Here is a 15,976-nt window from a genome sequence, read left to right as displayed (position 1 = left end):
TCGCCGCCCGGGATCATGAATCGTACGAGGTGAGGCGGCACCGGGGTCGCGCCACGCCGCCCGCCCCGATCATGGTGCGAACGCGGGCCCTGCGTAAACTCCGCGTCATGGGCAAGCACTACGTCACCACGCCGATCTACTACGTCAATGATCGGCCTCATATCGGACATTGCTACACCACGCTCGTGGCCGACGCCGACGCGAGGCTCGCCCGACTGCGCCTGGGCGCGGCGGGCAAGGTCTTCTTCCTCACCGGGACCGACGAGCACGCGGACAAGGTGGTAACGTCAGCAGCCTCCCACGGCATGGCGGCGATCCAGTGGGCCGATCGCAACGCCGCCGAGTTCGAGCGCGCCTTCCGCTTCATCAAGGCCTCCAACGACGACTTCATCCGCACGACGCAGGACCGGCACAAGATGCGTGTGACGGAATATGTCACGGCTCTCATGAAGTCCGGCGCGATCTACAAGGGGACCTATGAGGGGTGGTACGACGAGAACCAGGAGGAATATCTCACCGAGACGGTCGCGAAAGAGGCGGGATACAAGAGCCCGGTGACGGGCAAGCCGCTCGTGAAGCGGAGCGAGGCGTGCTACTTCTTCAAACTGAGCGCGTACCAGACGCGGCTTGAAACACTGTTCAACCAGAATGCGACGTTCGTGGAGCCCGAGGCGCGCTTCAACGAGGTGCGCGGGCGGTTGCGCCAGGGATTGAACGACGTGCCCGTGAGCCGGCCCGTGACCGACGACCCGGCGACGCAGTTCGGCATCCGCGTCCCCGGCGACGAGGCCCACCGGATCTATGTGTGGATCGACGCGCTCTTCAACTACTTGAGCGTCGTGGACACCGACGAGCGGCGCGCGTTCTGGCCGGCGGACGTGCACTTCATCGCCAAGGACATCCTGTGGTTCCACGCCGTCATCTGGCCGGCGATGCTGATGGCGCTCCAGGACTGCGGCGGGCGCTTCGCGTTTGTGGAACTCCCGAAGACCGTCTACTGCCACGCGTACTGGGTGCGCGAGGGCAAGAAGATGTCCAAGTCTCTGGGCAACTTCGTGACGATCGAGGTGCTCGAGGCGTATGCGGCGAAGTTTGGACTCGACGCGGTGCGGTGGTATCTGCTGACACAGGGCCCCCTGGGGAGCACCGACGCGGACTTCAGCCACGCGAAGTTTGTCGAGGTTTACAACGCGGACCTGGCGAACGGCATCGGAAACTGCGCGAGCCGTGTCTCCAACATGATCGAGAAGTACTTCGGGGGCGAGATGCCGGCGCGCGACGCGGCGCACGATCACGCCGACTACGACTTCGCGGCGCTCGCGCGGAAGGCTTTGGGTGAGGCCGAGCGGGCGCACGACGTGCACGATGTCTCGTCGGCCCTCCTGGCCGGGATCTCGCTTGTGCGAAGCGTGGACTCGTACATCAACACCACAGCCCCCTTCAAACTCGCGAAGACCCTCGAGCAGAACCCTGCGGCGAAGGCCCACCTCGCGACGATCCTGTACACCTGTGCCGAGGCCGTGCGCGTGGCGAGCGTCCTGCTGTCGGAGGCGCTCATCGAGCGCGTGCCCTCGCTATGGCAGGCGTGGGGTTGCACACCCACGTCGGGCGCGACACTGGGTGACTTGTGCACCTTCGGCGGCGCTCACGCCCTGAAGCCCGGCTCGCGCCTCACGAAGTTCGAGGCGCTCTACATGCGGGCCGACCCGTCCGAAGCGCCGCCGGCGTGACCACCACGGTCATGCGAGTTTGATCACTTCACGAATCGGCGGACGCATGCCGTGTCGTTCTGCCCGCCGAAGCCGAAGGAGTTGGAGAGGCAGACATCGACGCCGCCCTCGGCCCGAAGGTCGCGTGCCGCGTTGGGGACATAGTCGAGATCGCACTCGGGGTCGGGCGAAGTGAGGTTCATCGTCGGCGGGATGACGCCCGTGCGGATCGCCTGGACGCAGGTCATGAGTTCGACGGCGCCTGCCGCCTGGATCAGGTGCCCGAGCATGCTCTTGACCGAAGAGAACGGCACGCGCGGCGCGAGGGGACCAAAGACCCCTTTGACGGCCTTAGTCTCGATGCGGTCGTTCTCCTGTGTGCCCGTGCCGTGCGCTGAGATGTAGTGGACGCGCGGGCGGCCTTTCTCATCGGGCTCTCGCGGGTCGATCCCGGCCATCGTGCAGGCCTCGCGCATCGCCGTCTGGGCACCCAGGCCGTCGGGCTGGATGTCGGTGATGCGGAAGGCGTCGGCGGAGGAGCCATAGCCGGCGAGTTCGGCGAGCGGGGTTGCGCCGCGCGCGAGCGCATGACCGAGTTCCTCGAGGACGAGGATCCCCGCGCCCTCGCCCATGACGAAGCCGCCACGCTCCTTGTCGAAGGGTCGAGAGGCGGTGCTCGGGTCGTCGCGATCGGTGGACATCGCGGTGAGGCGGATGAACCCGGTCATCCCCAGCGGGTGGATCATGGAGTGGGCGCCGCCCGCGAACATCACATCGGCGTCGCCATAGCGGATGATCTCAAACGCCTCGCCGATCGCCTGGGTGGAGGCGGCGCAGGCCGTCATGCAGTTGAACGCGGGGCCGCGGCAGCCGAATCGCCGCGCGAGGTGGTTCAGCGTGATCTCGGGCTCCTGCTCGATCTCACTCGTGGCGCTGAATCGTTCCGCCGAGGTCATGGCCCAGACTTTCGCATCGATCGATCGTGTCTCGGGCCGCCACGCGGCGAGGTTGGCGCGCGAGAAGCCGTCGAAATCTTGCGGCCCCTCGCCCGAGCCGAGGTACATCCCAAACCGAGCGGGATCGGCAGCCTTGCGATCAAGGCCCGCCTGCGACCACGCCTGTTGGGCGGCGACGAGGGCGAAACGTGTGCCGAATGCCGCGGTCTTTTCCGCCGGCGTGGCGCGGACGTACGCCTCGAGATCGAATCCCTTCACCTCGGCGGCGAAGTTGGTCTCGAAGGTCCTCGCGTCGTACCGCGTGACCGGGCCAAAGGCGCGCTCGCCCTTGATCAGGCGCGACCACATCGCGTCGACGCCCACGCCCAGCGGCGTGACGCATCCCATCCCCGTGATGACGACGCGTCGCTCGCCCATGGTCACGTCTCGGATTCGACTTAGGCCTGATCGTCGTACTCGTGATCGCCGTCGTGGTCGTCGCCCGACGAGATGCCGCGATCCGCGTTGATCTTGTCCACGTTGAGCACGCGAACAAGGCCGTCCTTCAGGCGCCGCTCGGCGAAGTTGATGATGAGCCCGAGGTCGAGGTTTCCGGCCTTGAGTTTGGCGCGGGCCGACGAGCGGTCCTGGGCGCTGACATCACCCAGGCGCGCCAGCACCTCGACGATGAATCGCTCCTCGACGTAGAAGTCGGTGCGGGCCTTGCCCACGGGCTTGCCCTTGTACTCGACGTTGAAGTCGTGGTTCGCGTGGAAGTTCAGACCGTCTTCCTTGAGGGCGGCCTCCAGGGCGGCGTGATACACCGAGCGATCAAACCCGGGCCCGAGCGTCTTGTGGACCTCGATCGCCGCGCCGATGACGCGACGCGAGAAATCCGTCAGGGTCGAATCGAGTTCCGAGAGCGGGATGCCGCGACGCTCGCGACCGCCTCCCCCACCACCGCCGCCTCCACGATGGTGGCGCCCGCCGCGTGACTCACCCGAGTACTCGCCGCGTTGATATTCGTTGGACATGGTCGGATCTCCAGAAAGCGTAGAAGTGCGCGTCCCACCCCGGAAGACACTCAGGCGGACACCACACGGCGTGGTGCTCGAATAATGCTATGCGGGCGGCGCGGCCCGACTGTGATGCTCAGACCTTTGAGAGCACCGCCGCGGCGCACGAGCCGCCGACGCCCATCGACACGACAAGAACGTTTCTCACTGGCACCGCATTTGATGCGCCCGGGAGGCGCCCGGTTCCAAGGCACCACGCCGCCAGCCCGGCCTGGATCGCGCCATGCCCCGCGACCGCATTCCCGACGTGCGACGCGAAGGCGACCAGGGGCACTACCTCCAACCGGTCCCCGAGCGCACGCCGCAGCCCGGCACGCTCGGCGTCATCGAAGGCCGGGACGCCCAAACTCATCGGGAAGATCGCGTCGATGTCGTTTGGACCGACGCCGGCGTCACGCATCGCGGCCTTCACCGCGCGCTCGAGGCCATCGCCGGAGATCGTGTCGCCCGGCTTGATGGGCAGATTCGGCGGATCGGCGTGGCTGGCCCCAAAGCCGCGGAATCGTGCGTGGATCCGCACGCCACGTTTCTTCGCGCTCTCTTCATCCTCGAGGACGAGGATCCCGCCGCCCTCGCCGACGACGCCCGTCTCCGGGTTCACGCGTCCCGCGAGTTGCATGCGCATGAGGCCCAGGACATTCACCTTGCTCTCCGCCCCGCCGCTGAGGCACGCGTCGGCCTGCCCGCGCCGGATGACACGCATCGATTCGCCCAGGCTCAACAAGCCCGACGCCTCGGCACAGGTGATCGTGTTCGACGGGCCCTCGCAGCCATGGATGATCGTGACATGGCACGCGAGCATGTTGGGGAGATACTTGAGCATCCACAGCGGCTGGAGATTGCCCATCCCGCCGCCGCCGCCGGGACCAGAGCCCCACTTGGTGAGGCTCACCGTTTCGAGGTTGGCCTCATCGCGCGCGGTGTTGAACGCCCCAGCGATCTCGGCGGCCTCGGCGGCGATCAGCCCCGCGCCAATGTGGCAACCCACGCGAGTCCCGGGATACGTCGGCTCACCCGAGTCGTCCTCGATGGTGCCGCGGGTCTGAAACGACGCATCACGCACGCCCTCGCGTGCGGCGGCCACAGCGATCTCGGTGTCGCGCGCCATGACCTTGACGGCCTTGCGATAGTGCTTGGGGACGTAGTCCTTAGCGGAGAAGTCACCCCCTCCGCCCCCCACCACCAACTTGATCTCGCCCACGGTCGCCGTCTGGAAGTTCGAGGCGTCGAAGCGGGATGCCGGCGCGAGGCACGACCGCCCGGCGGCGACGGCCTCGAACAACGCCTCGGCCCCAACCCCCGCGGGCGTGACCAGCCCGATCCCCGTGATGACCACCTGGCGTGGCATGGAGGAGAGTGTACGAGGGGGACAGGTGGCTCAAGGGCGATAGTGCCCGTTTGAAACAGCACCCGCCGTTGGGCAACCCTCGCCCCACAAGCCCCCAACCATTGCCAGGGGAATGCATGAGTCCAGGAGACCGCCACATGATCCACCAATACACCCGCACGTTCTGTCCGGCATCACTCGCCGCATTGCTGGTGGCGATCCTCGGTTGCATGGTGTGGCCGAGCGGCGCCCTCGCCCAGGACGAGGATGGCGAGATGGACTTCGCTCATGCCCCGGCCGTCGCGACTCCCGACACGCCCGTGGGCAGGCAACTCGAGTGGGTCATGGGTCTGCTCAATGGCAGCCACGCCCTCCCCATCGCCAACGCCGAGGAGCACTTCCACGAGGTCTTCCTCAAGCAGGTCCCGCCGGCCAAGTTGAACAAGGCCCTCGCCGACATCCGCGAGAGCGCCTTCGGCGGCTCGAAGATCGACCTCATCCAGGTCCAGCAGGATGGCGAGGGCGACTTCGCGCTCACGGGACTCGTGCGAGGCGGAAAGGAATCCACGCGCGTCCTCTCGGTCTTCATCGCCATCCACGAAGATGACAAGCGGATCGTCGGCCTCCGCTTCGACCGCGCGGGATACGACTTCGGCAACGTCGGCGACTGGGACGCCTATCGCGGCACGATGGGCAAACGCCCGGGACTGCTCTCTTTCGGCGCCTACGAACTCATCGAGCAGGTCCCCGAGTGGCCCAGGAACACGGGCGCCAGGAACGAGAACGAACCCAAGGACGCCGAGACGGACGCCGAGAAGTCCGCCAAGCCTCTGCCCACGTTCCGCCTCAAGCCGATCCATCAGATCTATGACGACAAGCGGCTCGCCGTCGGCTCGGCCTTCAAACTGTGGGTGCTGGGCGCGATCGCCGAGGACGTGATCGCAGGAAAACGCACGTGGGACGAGACCATGGCGATCGACGACGCGTTCAAGAGCCTGCCCTCGGGGACGATGCAGAACGAAGCCGCGGGAAGCGAGCACCCGCTCGAGCACTTCGCGATGAAGATGATCTCCATCAGCGACAACACCGCGACCGACCACCTGATCCATCGTGTCGGGCGCGGCCGCTGTGCGGCGTATTTCAGCCGGTTCTCCGACGATCCGACACGAACGCTTCCGTTCCTCTCGACGATGGAGATGTTCAAACTGAAACTCGCGCCCCTGCCCGAGTCGCCCGACGACGATCCCGAGGCCTTCCTGGCGCCCAGGTACATCGGCGCGAGCGAGGCCGAGCAGGCGGCGATGCTCGCCGGCCCGATGGACGCCTCGGAGACCACGGGTGCGGTGACGAGCGCCGACCCAATCAAGTCGCAGATCATGGGGTGGACGACGCCGCGCTTTGTGGACTCGCTGGAGTGGTTCGCCTCGGCCCGTGAACTCGCCAGGACGCTGGCCGACCTTCATCGCCTGGAGTTGGACGACCGCAACGAGCCGATGCGACGGGTCCTCCGGAAGAATCCGGGTCTGATGCTCGACAAGGGAACATGGAAGGAGATCGCGTACAAGGGCGGGAGCGAGCCGGGCGTCCTGAGCATGAACTTCCTGCTCACGCGAAAGGACGATCGACTCTTCGTGGTCACGGCCACGTGGAACAGCCTCGAGCAACCCCTCGACGAGGAACGCCTCTTCGCGCTGGTGAAGCGTGGCATCGAACTCGCCGGCGAGACGGAGTGAGCTGCCCCACCTCTCGCGCCCTCACTCCGACGCGCATCTCGATCACATCGGGACAATGCGCGGCAGGACGTGCACGATCAGCAGATAGCACCCCAGTCCCAGGAGCGCGACCCCCACAACGATCTGCGTCGCCAGGACGATCGCGGCCCGGGGAATCTCGCGCGTCGTCTCGACGCGGATCGCCTTGTAGGAGACCGCGATCCCCAGCGCGAGGGGGATGAGAAACCACATCCAGTACTCGTTCAGCGAGATCGGATCGATGAACGGGCGATACGCGAGAGTGGCGGCGAGGAGCGTGTTCACGCCTTTCCCCCGGCGCGCTCACGCTCGATCTGCTCCAGCCGCCGACGATCCGGCCACGCCGCATCGATGATCGCGATGAGGTTGATCATTCCGGCGATGGTGGCGAAGAGCGTGCCCATCTCGTTCATCTTGCCCATGGACTTGATGTTGGGGGGCGTGCCGCCAAGGGCCGGGGCCCCCGTCTTGGGGTCGCGCCCCTCGTTGGGGTTGGCCGAGCGGATGATCGTGCCCCGGGGCGTGACCTCGCGGACTTTGAAATGGTTCTGGTGGATGGAATCGACGCCGAAGGCGATGGGGCCGACCAGCGCCTGCCCGAAGAACCACGGGAGGTCCTCTTTGGAATCAACAACGTCGATCCCGCCGATGAAGATTCCGCCAAAGAACATGCCCAGGATGCCCGCGGCGATCCACAGGCCCCGCTTGACGTCGCCCAGGAGCACGTGCCCCGCGCCGGGAAAGGCGATGGCGGCTAGCCCGGCCAGAGGTCGAATGGTGGAACTGGAATCGCTCATCGTGTCAACGGGCGGCGGTCGCAAACCATCGGCGGAGGCAAAAATCCATCGTGGGAAGCCTCGCCCAACCCTGGGGCAACCCCGGTGCCAACGGGCTGTACGGTAGCGGACCCAACCCGGGCACGCCGAGACCGATCAGATCGGCGTGACTTTTTGGTCCACCAGACAGTTGACACCCACGCCCGACTTTGTACTCTACGGCCTGTTCAACCCGACTTGGGAGTTGGTCGCCTTGGGCGCCACGACTGGGTCGAGTCGAGCGCACCGGACTCGCGACGTGCCGCCGCGCACGTGGACGAGCGCCGGCCTATCTTGGGGACAACATAGGGGTTCATCACAGGGGGGTATTGGGGGCTTCTCGTTGGGCATCGATAGTGGGAGCGGAGTCATGGCAGGGAACGTCAACGACACGATGATCTTGGGTGGAACCTCGTTCGGGGGTGGTGCGACCGCGGTGCTCGAGGACGGCGAACTCGACACGAGCGACCGGTTGTGGCTTGACCCCGTGATGTACGACGAGGACGAAGACGACGACGAGGATGACGACTCGTTCGATGGTGACGAGTTTGACGACGATGACGAGTTTGAGGAAGAAGACGACGATTTCCTCGAGGACGACGAGGAAGAAGAAGATGACAGCGAAGACGTGGACGGCGACGACGAAGACGACGATGACTTCTAGTGCCGTCTTTGCCTCGGTATCGTCCTTGCACCCCTCAATCGGATGAGAGGCGGCGGGACGACGAAACGGGGCATCGTCAAACGACGGCCTGGAGTCGACCCATGCCGCGTCAGAATCGCTCAAAGTCCAAGCCCGACGCCCAACCCGCGCAGGCCCCCGCACAGAGTCCAGAGCCGAGCACGGGATCTGGTACGGTCATTGATCGCCGGACCGGGCTGGATCGCCGACTCCTGGGCACGGGCACGAATACCGACTTCGATCGCCGCCGAGGCCCGGGGCGACGCCTGAGCGACTTCACAAGGTCCGCCGAAGAAGGCGAGATGACCAAAGAGCAGTTCCTGTTCCTGGTGGCGATCGACGAGTTCAAGAAGGCTAACGCCAAGAGTTTCCCGACCTGGACGGACGTCCTCGAGGTCATCCGCCTCTTGGGCTATCGCAAGACCATGCCCAGCGAGATCACGTTCGGCAGGGCCGAAGACTGGCGAGAGCCGTCGGACGCGCCTTCGGCCGTGCGACCGGACCGTTGGGCCGAGCGTCGCAAGTCCAACGCGGCCTAATCCCCTCCTCCCAACCGCATGTCGGGGCACGTTCGGGAGGTATTCGCTCGACCTGCCCAATGTCGCTACCATGCTCCCCTATGGGTAATCGTGTCGACATGGGAGCCTCGCAGGCCACTCGCTCCGCTCCGTCAAACAAACCTGAATGGCTCGACTGGAAGGCGTATGTCCTGGGTGTCATCGCCCTCGCACTCGTGGCGATCTGGGGCGTCATGCTGCTCACGCCCAACACGCCTTCTCTCCCCGGGCCCGAGGCCGCCGTTTCTCAACTTCTAGAACTGCGCTCCCAGATCATGCTGCACGTCGAGGACAAGAAGTCCCTGCCTGCGGCGCTTTCGGAGCTGTCCGTCGATTCCAAGACGCTCAAGGACCCGTGGGGCACCGAGTTCATCTACACGGTCAAGTCCAACAAGCCCAAGGATTGGGAGTACACCCTCGCCTCCGCGGGACCGGACAAAGCGCCGGGGACCACCGACGACATGTCGTGGGACGTCGAACTCACGCTCGACGTGACCGACGCGATGATGGTGAAGTCCGAAACGAGCAAGGGCATTCCCACGAGCACACCCTGACGGGCCTTCAGGACAACACGCCCGCATCCCGAACCCACGGAAACTCGCTCAGCCCTTGCTCTTGTAGTAGTCCAGGTTCACCTGGACATACTTGTTCCACTCGCTGGGAAGGTCCTCTTGCGGAAAGATCGCCTTGACGGGGCACTCGTCCACGCACAGGCCACAGTCGATGCAGGTGTCGGGGTCGATGTATAACTGCGTCGCGGACGCGAAGTCGGGCTCGTTCTTCGTCGGGTGGATGCAATCCACCGGGCAGACCTCGACACACGAGGTGTCCTTCGTCGCGATGCAAGGCTCGGCGATGATGTGGGGCATGGCGATTCCTGATGGGCACGGCTCGAAGTGACAGACCAATACGGGCGGGCGCAACACCATGGCGCCGACCGGGCGAGTCGCCGGATGATAGCGGGAGCCACGCCCATGCTCGACGCGAATGGCTGTACCGCCGGTCTTTCACGAGAGGAGCAGACGGGTGCCACACCTCTGTCCCCGCACAGAGGAGGCCAATCAGCACCCGGCCGAGAAGTGGGCAAGGTAGTACAACAGATCGTCGATGGTGACGGCCCCATCCGGGACGCCGTCGCCGCTGCCGTCGTCGAGGTCGGCGACGGTGTTCCCGGCGTTGAACCGGTCGAGATAGAAGAGGAGGTCATCGATCGTCACCGCGTCATCGACGGTGAAGGGCGAACCGGTTGAGGCGTCGACAAAGTCTGCGGGACAGGCGACGCGAAGCGTGATGGTCGGGCTGGTCGTCGAGCCGCACGAGTTTGTCGCGACACAGGTGTAGTCGCCGAAATCCGACGCGAGCAGCGCCGAAGGCGGGAACATGGAGGGCGAGGTAGCGCCTCCGAATCGTATCGTGACGGGCACGCCATCGTGGAACCACTGGTACGACACGGGCGAGACAACGCTCGTCTGGGTGACACGGAACCAGGGTTGTGGGAGTTGACCGCCGACGCGGGCCACATAGTCGCTGGGGCAGTTGAGCGTGACAACTGGTCGACCATCACCGAATCGATGGAAGTCTGTGCCGTTCAAAAGGATGTTCGTCTGGACACGGCCCGGGTCGAACGCGATGCCCGCGTAGCCCAGGCTGGAGATCTGGGGCTGCGAACCGGTGAACGGAACGAGGTTCCAGCCCGAACCGCTCCACCACCAGAGTTGTGTGGTGCTGAACTGGCGCGAGACCATCTCGACGCGGGACCGGGCAAAGTTGTAATACATCGCGGCGAGAGGCGACGCGGGTGGCCGTGTCTGGGGTTGGGGCGTCGGCGAGCGATTGGTCCAGGTTGTGCCGTTGAACTCCCAGGTGTCCTCGAGGTTGCCGGTGCAGCGTCGATAGCCGCCAAAGAGCACCGTGACGCCTCGAATCCAGTCGAAGGCGATGGTCGCGTCGCCGCGAGCGCCCGGGCTGTTGTTCGCGTCGGCGAGTTGGACCCACTGCGACCCATCCCAAGCCCACGTGTCGGCGAAGTAGTTGTTGCAGGTCTCGGCATACGGAAATCCGCCCATGAGCAGGACCGAATGACGAGATGGGTCATAGATCATCGCGTGCCCGCCACGCGGCGCAGGCCCGGTCGTGGCGACCTGCGACCATGTCACGCCATCAAACTCATACGTGGAGGCGTCGTCGGTCGAGTTCTTTCGGCCACCGAAGGCGACGATGCGATCGCGGAGTTCGTCGTACGCACAGTTGATGTGGGCCGCGTTGGTGAAGGACGAGAAGGCGGCCGCAAGGCGCTCGAATCGGGTGCCGTTCCACGACCAGGTCTCGCCGGAGTTCGCGATGACGACGCCGCGTTGACGCAGTGAGTCCCACACGAACGAGCGTGGACTGGAGACGAACGGCGGGGCGTCGCCCTGAGTTGTGAGGGGCGGGAGGACCGCCACACACTGCGCGTGTGACGCCGGCGTGAGCGATATCGACGCAAGCAGCACCGCCAATATCCCTGTGGATCGAGACCCCAGACCAGCGATCCTGTCGTAGGACATAGTCAACTCACATCAGTGTGCCGCCAGTGTCCCGAAACACTGCCTAACTGTCAAGATACGTTCACACAAACGCAAACGCTTTGTTACGGCGTCGCGCCGGGTCAAACTGATAGTCCGTACGGACTCCTACCGCGACACGCTCGCGTTCGAGCGTTGCCATGGACCCTTGATGGCGTAGGTGGCGCCGTCGGCCTGACTGTTGACGAAGAAGACGCTCCCGTCGGGCGAGAAGCACCCGCCGCAGAACTCGGACTTGCTGAGCGCGTTGCGTGCAAAGACGTGGACCTCGCCCTCGCGCGTGACCTGCAACACGCGATTGACGTCGGTGCCATCCTCGCAGACGAAGAGGTCGCCCCAGGGCGCGACGCAGATATTGTCGCACATGTTCATGATCGAGGCCTCGGGCGACTCGACAAAGAGCGTGAGCGTCGCGGGGGCGTCCTTCTCCTGGGGCGTTCCCTCGTGGGGGCTGGGGACATACCGCCAGATCTGCCCGGCGAGCGCGGGGCCGCCGTTGGTCGAGGCGAAGTAGACCCCGTCGTTGCCGTACCACATTCCCTCGTTGCGGGCGAAGCGGGCGGCACCGCGGTCATAGCCGCGATAGCGAAGATCGTCGGCGGGCGAGTCGATGCCGTCGATATCGAACCACTCGACATCCATGCGTTCGTTGAGTTTGATCGATCGCGACTCCCAGTTGCGCGTGTCACAGGAGGGGCGGCCTTTCACTCGCAGCACCTGGAAGCGTCCGCCCTCGTGGAGTTTGCCCGGGACGGTGGGGATATAGCGATAGAGGATGCCATCGGGGCGGTCCTCGGTGAGATAGACGACACCGGAGTTTGGATCGACCGCGGTCGCCTCGTGGCGGAAGCGTCCCATCGCGGTGATAGGCTTTGGATAAACGAGACCTGGCGAGGACGTGACGGGCACCTCAAAGACGTAGCCGTGGTCGCGCTGGAACGACCCGCCTGCGCGCGTGACGTCCTCCTCGCACGAGAGCCATGAGTTCCAGGGTGTGGGCCCGCCCGCGCAGTTGTAGCACGTGCCCGCGAGGCTCATAAAGGACGCCTCGAGGGAGTCGGTCTCGTGGTTGTAGATGAGTGTCGTCGTGCCGCCGAAGGGAGGGATCTCCTTGCCGCGGTCGTATACGCGCGAGAAATCGACGCGATCGAGCCTCTCGGCCTTCTTGCCGAAGGCGCTCATGCCCTCGTTCTCGATGATCTCGTGGTTGCGGATGAGCGTGGTCTTTCCGGGTCCGCTCCCGAAGGCGGCCATGCCATCGGGCTGTCCCGGCGAGAAGAGTCCATCGGTCATCGTGTCGCCGTTGCGGATGAGCACCGTGTAGGTGAACCCCTCGGGGAGGTCGAGAAGGCGATGCGGGTCGCGCTTGATCGGCCCGAAGGGAGCCGGCGTGGGCCCGGACGCGAAGCCCGTGCGGGTGAGCAGCAGGCTCAATGCCGAGAACGCCAGAGGAGTGGCGGCGGCCTGGAGCAGGAACGAGCGACGGCTAAGCGAGAGCGGGTCGGACTTCACGGTTCAACTCCAGAATGTTCACCCACACTCTAGAAGTTCCTGATCACTTCACACTTCGAGGTGCGTTCAGATCGTGTGAGGATTTCCCGTCGGGTGTGTGTTTGGGGTGACACCGGGATCGCGCTATCATGGCGGACTTTGCCGGGAGTCCACGGATGCCCGGCCGATTGACCGTCCGTTGTGAGGAACTCATGCCCTTCACCATCAAGCCCGAAGACGCCCTCGGAGTCGACACCGACACCACGCCCTATCTCAAGGAGCACGTGGACACCGGCGACCGCTGGGTCCTGAACTTCGGGCCCCAGCACCCCGCGACGCACACGACGCTGCGCCTCGTCATGGAACTCGATGGCGAGCGCATCGCCCGCGTCACGCCCCACATCGGCTACCTCCACAGCGGGTTCGAGAAACTCGCCGAGCACCTCGACTACAACCAGTACGTCACCATCGTCAGCCGCATGGACTACCTCTCCCCGATCGCCAACGACATCGCGTGGCACGGGGCGGTCGAGAAGTTGTTCGACATCGAGATCACGCCACGCTGCAAGGTCCTCCGCACGATCATGGCGGAGGTCGCCCGCATCCAGAACCACCTCCTCTGCGTCGGGGCGGCGGGCCTCGACCTCAACGCTTTCACCGGCTTCATCTACGCCTTCAACGTCCGCGAGAAGATCTATGACCTCTGCGACTATGTCTCCGGGCAGCGCTTCCACCCCGACTGGACCCGCGTCGGCGGCCTGATGCAGGACCTGCCCGACGAGGAGACCTTCAAGCGCCTGGTCAAGGCCCTCATCCGCGTCGAGGTTCCCGGCGCCATCAAGGACCTCGAGACCCTCCTCAACCGCAACCGCATCTTCATGGACCGCACGCAGGGCATCGGCGTCATCACCAAGCAGGACGCGATGGACTGGTCGCTCACCGGACCCATGGCCAGGGCGAGCGGCGTGAAGCGCGACATCCGCAAGGACGAGCCGTATCTCTGCTACGCCGACAACTGGGACGGGCAGGGCGCCGAGGCCGTCAAGTTCAAGGTCCCCATCGCCGACGTGGGCGACGCCTACACGCGGTACCTCGTCCGCGTCGAGGAGATGAAGCAGAGCCTCGCGATCATCGAGCAGTTGATCGACAAGATCCCCGCGGGGCCTGTGGACGCCTTCGCCGATGGCAAGATGACCAAGCCCCCCAAGCGCGAGGTCTATGGCTCGATCGAGGGGCTGATCCAGCACTTCGAACTCATCATGACCAACCGCGGGTGGACGCCCCCGATCGCCGAGTGCTATTCGTGTCAGGAGTCGGCCAATGGCGAACTGGGGTACTTCCTCGTGAGCGACGGGAGCGCACGCGCCTGGCGCGCCAAGACCCGTCCGCCCTGCTTCATCAACTACTCGATCGTCAGCAAGATCACCGAGGGGCACCTGCTGAGCGACATCGTCGCGATCATCGGCTCCATCAACGTCGTCGCGGCGGAACTCGATCGCTAGTCGGCTTTCGCGTCATCCGCTGAATCTGCGTCGTCCCACATCCAAACGACCCCGGCAGGGCTCGAACCTGCGACCCCCGCGTTCGAAGCACGGTGCTCTGATCCAACTGAGCTACGGGGCCAACACGCACATGCTGTCGCGTTCCGCATCACTCTAGGGCGTCGGCGGCGCCTGCTTCGGACCCGCCGGCTCGGCGGGTGCCTGAGGCCCGATCGGGCCGGTTGGACCCGTCGGGGCGCCGGGCATCAGCCCCTGGAGTTCGTCGGTCGTGACGCTGAAGCGCACGAGTTCGATCCTCGCCGTCTGCACCGAACGATCGATCGCGGCATACTTCGGGAAGATCGCGTCGGCGCTCGGCGCGAGGTACATCCCCAGCCGCCCGTGCTCGCCCGCGGCGATCTTTGTGGCCGTGGGCTTGTACTTCTCGCTCGCCTCGGAATCGCCCAGGAGTCCGATCATCGTGTCGAAGATGGGAGAAGCCTTGGCCCAGTCGGCCTTGAGTTCCGCCGGCGACATCGTCAGGAGCGCCTCGTCGGCGTTCATCGCGACGTTGGGAAGAACCGCGAACTCCTTGCGCATGTCGGCGCTGGTCGCGCCCCTGGCGATCCGGGCATCGAGCCATCGCCCGATCGCGTCACGCTCGCCGCGGATCGCGAGGCGGAAGCCATACGGATCCTCACCGTCACGGTCGTCGAGCGCCGCGAGAATGCGTCGCCCGCCGGGAATCGAGAGCGCGCCGCGCCCGAGCAGTCGCCTCGCCGTCTGGCACGCGCTGTCGTCGATCGCCGCACCGACGAGCGCGCTGATGATGATGCCGTCCGACTTCGCCGCGTTCGCCAGCCCGTACATCGCGGAGATCACCACGACGGCACGATCGTTCGCCTCGGCCTTGGGTTCGTCCCCGATCTGGCGGCGAGCCTCGTTCATCATCATCCGCATGCTCCCCTGGAGAAAATCCAGGTGCGGGAGCGTCGCCTGGAAGCCGGCCGAGCGATCCCACCCGAAGTCGCAGTACGGCATGCGAGCCGCCGTGGCCACCGCGTCCACGAGGGCCTCGTTCTTCGACAGCGCCTCGACCACCTCCGGTGGGAGCACGCCCTTCGCCGGGAACGACACGAGGTCCCACGTCTCCTGGCTGACGCTCGCCCATGCGCGGATCAGGGGCCACGCGCCGTTGTCGTGTCCCGTGATCTTGAGCGGCGGGTGGAGGCCGACGAACCGCGCGTCCACCTCGGCCGCGCTCGCCACGGCTAAAGAGTCCGTCACCGGAGTCTCGCCTTTGGCCGTGTCCACCTTGCGCTGATTGGGCGTGACGCCGTCGGGCGGCGTCGCCTTCGATGTCAAGCTCGCCGCACTCGCTTTCGCCGGCTCTTGCGACGGGGCCACGCGGGCCGACTCCGCGGGCTTCTCGCATGCGACCTGTCCAGCGGCCAGCACGCCGATCACTCCGGCCCATACAACGCCATGCGCCAGCGTCCGCAAACGAGTGATCGATCGAGCCGGTGCAGACCGCGTTCCCTTCACGTCCATCGGTGGGCATCCTCCGTCGTCGGCCGCAACCGGCCTG

At 65.5% G+C, this 15,976-nt stretch carries 15 protein-coding genes and 1 tRNA gene; 6 read left to right on the top strand and 10 right to left on the bottom strand.

The window, feature by feature from the left end:
* The first annotated feature begins 29 nt into the window (after positions 1-29).
* Positions 30-1,730 (top strand): methionine--tRNA ligase, encoded by a 1,701-nt coding sequence (locus IPK69_08595; GenBank protein ID QQS08061.1) that lies wholly within the window; start codon positions 30-32, stop codon positions 1,728-1,730.
* 23 nt (positions 1,731-1,753) lie between these two features.
* Here the strand turns inward: IPK69_08595 and IPK69_08590 are convergent, their stop codons facing one another.
* The 3 genes from IPK69_08590 to IPK69_08580 all read right to left on the bottom strand — a co-directional run bounded on the left by IPK69_08590 (position 1,754) and on the right by IPK69_08580 (position 5,068).
* The gene (locus IPK69_08590; protein QQS08060.1) at positions 1,754-3,082 is read right to left on the bottom strand and encodes a beta-ketoacyl-[acyl-carrier-protein] synthase family protein; all 1,329 of its coding nucleotides are present in this window, start codon (positions 3,080-3,082) and stop codon (positions 1,754-1,756) included.
* Between the two features lie 20 nt (positions 3,083-3,102).
* On the bottom strand, positions 3,103-3,678 hold the full coding sequence (locus IPK69_08585) for a GxxExxY protein (GenBank protein ID QQS08059.1): 576 nt from the start codon (positions 3,676-3,678) through the stop codon (positions 3,103-3,105).
* Positions 3,679-3,796: 118 nt separating this feature from the next.
* Positions 3,797-5,068 (bottom strand): hypothetical protein, encoded by a 1,272-nt coding sequence (locus tag IPK69_08580; protein QQS08058.1) that lies wholly within the window; start codon positions 5,066-5,068, stop codon positions 3,797-3,799.
* A 137-nt stretch (positions 5,069-5,205) separates the two neighbouring features.
* Between IPK69_08580 and IPK69_08575 the strand changes: the two genes are divergently transcribed.
* Positions 5,206-6,780, top strand: coding sequence for a serine hydrolase (locus IPK69_08575; GenBank protein ID QQS08057.1), 1,575 nt, complete (start codon positions 5,206-5,208; stop codon positions 6,778-6,780).
* Between the two features lie 42 nt (positions 6,781-6,822).
* Here the strand turns inward: IPK69_08575 and IPK69_08570 are convergent, their stop codons facing one another.
* Together IPK69_08570 and IPK69_08565 are read right to left on the bottom strand one after the other, a co-directional pair.
* Positions 6,823-7,083 (bottom strand): hypothetical protein, encoded by a 261-nt coding sequence (locus IPK69_08570; GenBank protein QQS08056.1) that lies wholly within the window; start codon positions 7,081-7,083, stop codon positions 6,823-6,825.
* Positions 7,080-7,595 carry a hypothetical protein gene (locus tag IPK69_08565; protein QQS08055.1) on the bottom strand — a complete coding sequence of 172 codons (516 nt, stop codon included), beginning with the start codon at positions 7,593-7,595 and terminating at the stop codon, positions 7,080-7,082. The genes IPK69_08570 and IPK69_08565 overlap by 4 nt, the downstream gene beginning before the upstream one ends.
* Before the next feature lie 277 nt (positions 7,596-7,872).
* Between IPK69_08565 and IPK69_08560 the strand changes: the two genes are divergently transcribed.
* The 3 genes from IPK69_08560 (at position 7,873) to IPK69_08550 (ending at position 9,406) form a co-directional block, all read left to right on the top strand.
* Positions 7,873-8,277 carry a hypothetical protein gene (locus IPK69_08560; GenBank protein ID QQS08054.1) on the top strand — a complete coding sequence of 135 codons (405 nt, stop codon included), beginning with the start codon at positions 7,873-7,875 and terminating at the stop codon, positions 8,275-8,277.
* 101 nt (positions 8,278-8,378) lie between these two features.
* Complete coding sequence (locus tag IPK69_08555; GenBank protein ID QQS08053.1) at positions 8,379-8,834, top strand: hypothetical protein; 456 nt, start codon at positions 8,379-8,381, stop codon at positions 8,832-8,834.
* Positions 8,835-8,914: 80 nt separating this feature from the next.
* The gene (locus IPK69_08550) at positions 8,915-9,406 is read left to right on the top strand and encodes a type II secretion system protein GspG (GenBank protein QQS08052.1); all 492 of its coding nucleotides are present in this window, start codon (positions 8,915-8,917) and stop codon (positions 9,404-9,406) included.
* Between the two features lie 48 nt (positions 9,407-9,454).
* On the opposite strand, the gene IPK69_08545 is transcribed toward IPK69_08550, so the two are convergent.
* The 3 genes from IPK69_08545 to IPK69_08535 form a co-directional block, all read right to left on the bottom strand.
* Positions 9,455-9,721 (bottom strand): ferredoxin family protein, encoded by a 267-nt coding sequence (locus IPK69_08545; protein QQS08051.1) that lies wholly within the window; start codon positions 9,719-9,721, stop codon positions 9,455-9,457.
* A gap of 192 nt (positions 9,722-9,913) precedes the next feature.
* Positions 9,914-11,398 carry an immunoglobulin domain-containing protein gene (locus tag IPK69_08540; GenBank protein QQS08050.1) on the bottom strand — a complete coding sequence of 495 codons (1,485 nt, stop codon included), beginning with the start codon at positions 11,396-11,398 and terminating at the stop codon, positions 9,914-9,916.
* 126 nt (positions 11,399-11,524) lie between these two features.
* Entirely contained in the window at positions 11,525-12,928 is a 1,404-nt protein-coding gene (locus tag IPK69_08535) for a DUF839 domain-containing protein (protein QQS08049.1), read from the bottom strand.
* 191 nt (positions 12,929-13,119) lie between these two features.
* On the opposite strand from IPK69_08535, the gene IPK69_08530 reads away from it, so the two are divergent.
* A complete protein-coding gene (locus IPK69_08530) occupies positions 13,120-14,409 on the top strand; it encodes an NADH-quinone oxidoreductase subunit D (protein QQS10452.1) in 1,290 nt (429 codons plus the stop codon).
* Between the two features lie 46 nt (positions 14,410-14,455).
* On the opposite strand, the gene IPK69_08525 is transcribed toward IPK69_08530, so the two are convergent.
* Positions 14,456-14,530: transfer RNA gene (locus IPK69_08525), tRNA-Arg, on the bottom strand.
* A 32-nt stretch (positions 14,531-14,562) separates the two neighbouring features.
* The gene (locus IPK69_08520; protein ID QQS08048.1) at positions 14,563-15,939 is read right to left on the bottom strand and encodes a hypothetical protein; all 1,377 of its coding nucleotides are present in this window, start codon (positions 15,937-15,939) and stop codon (positions 14,563-14,565) included.
* Between the last annotated feature and the right edge of the window lie 37 nt (positions 15,940-15,976).

The sequence above is a fragment of the Phycisphaerales bacterium genome (genome assembly GCA_016699835.1).
Taxonomy (GTDB): Bacteria; Planctomycetota; Phycisphaerae; order Phycisphaerales; family UBA1924.
This window is presented reverse-complemented; position numbering and strand designations above follow the sequence as displayed.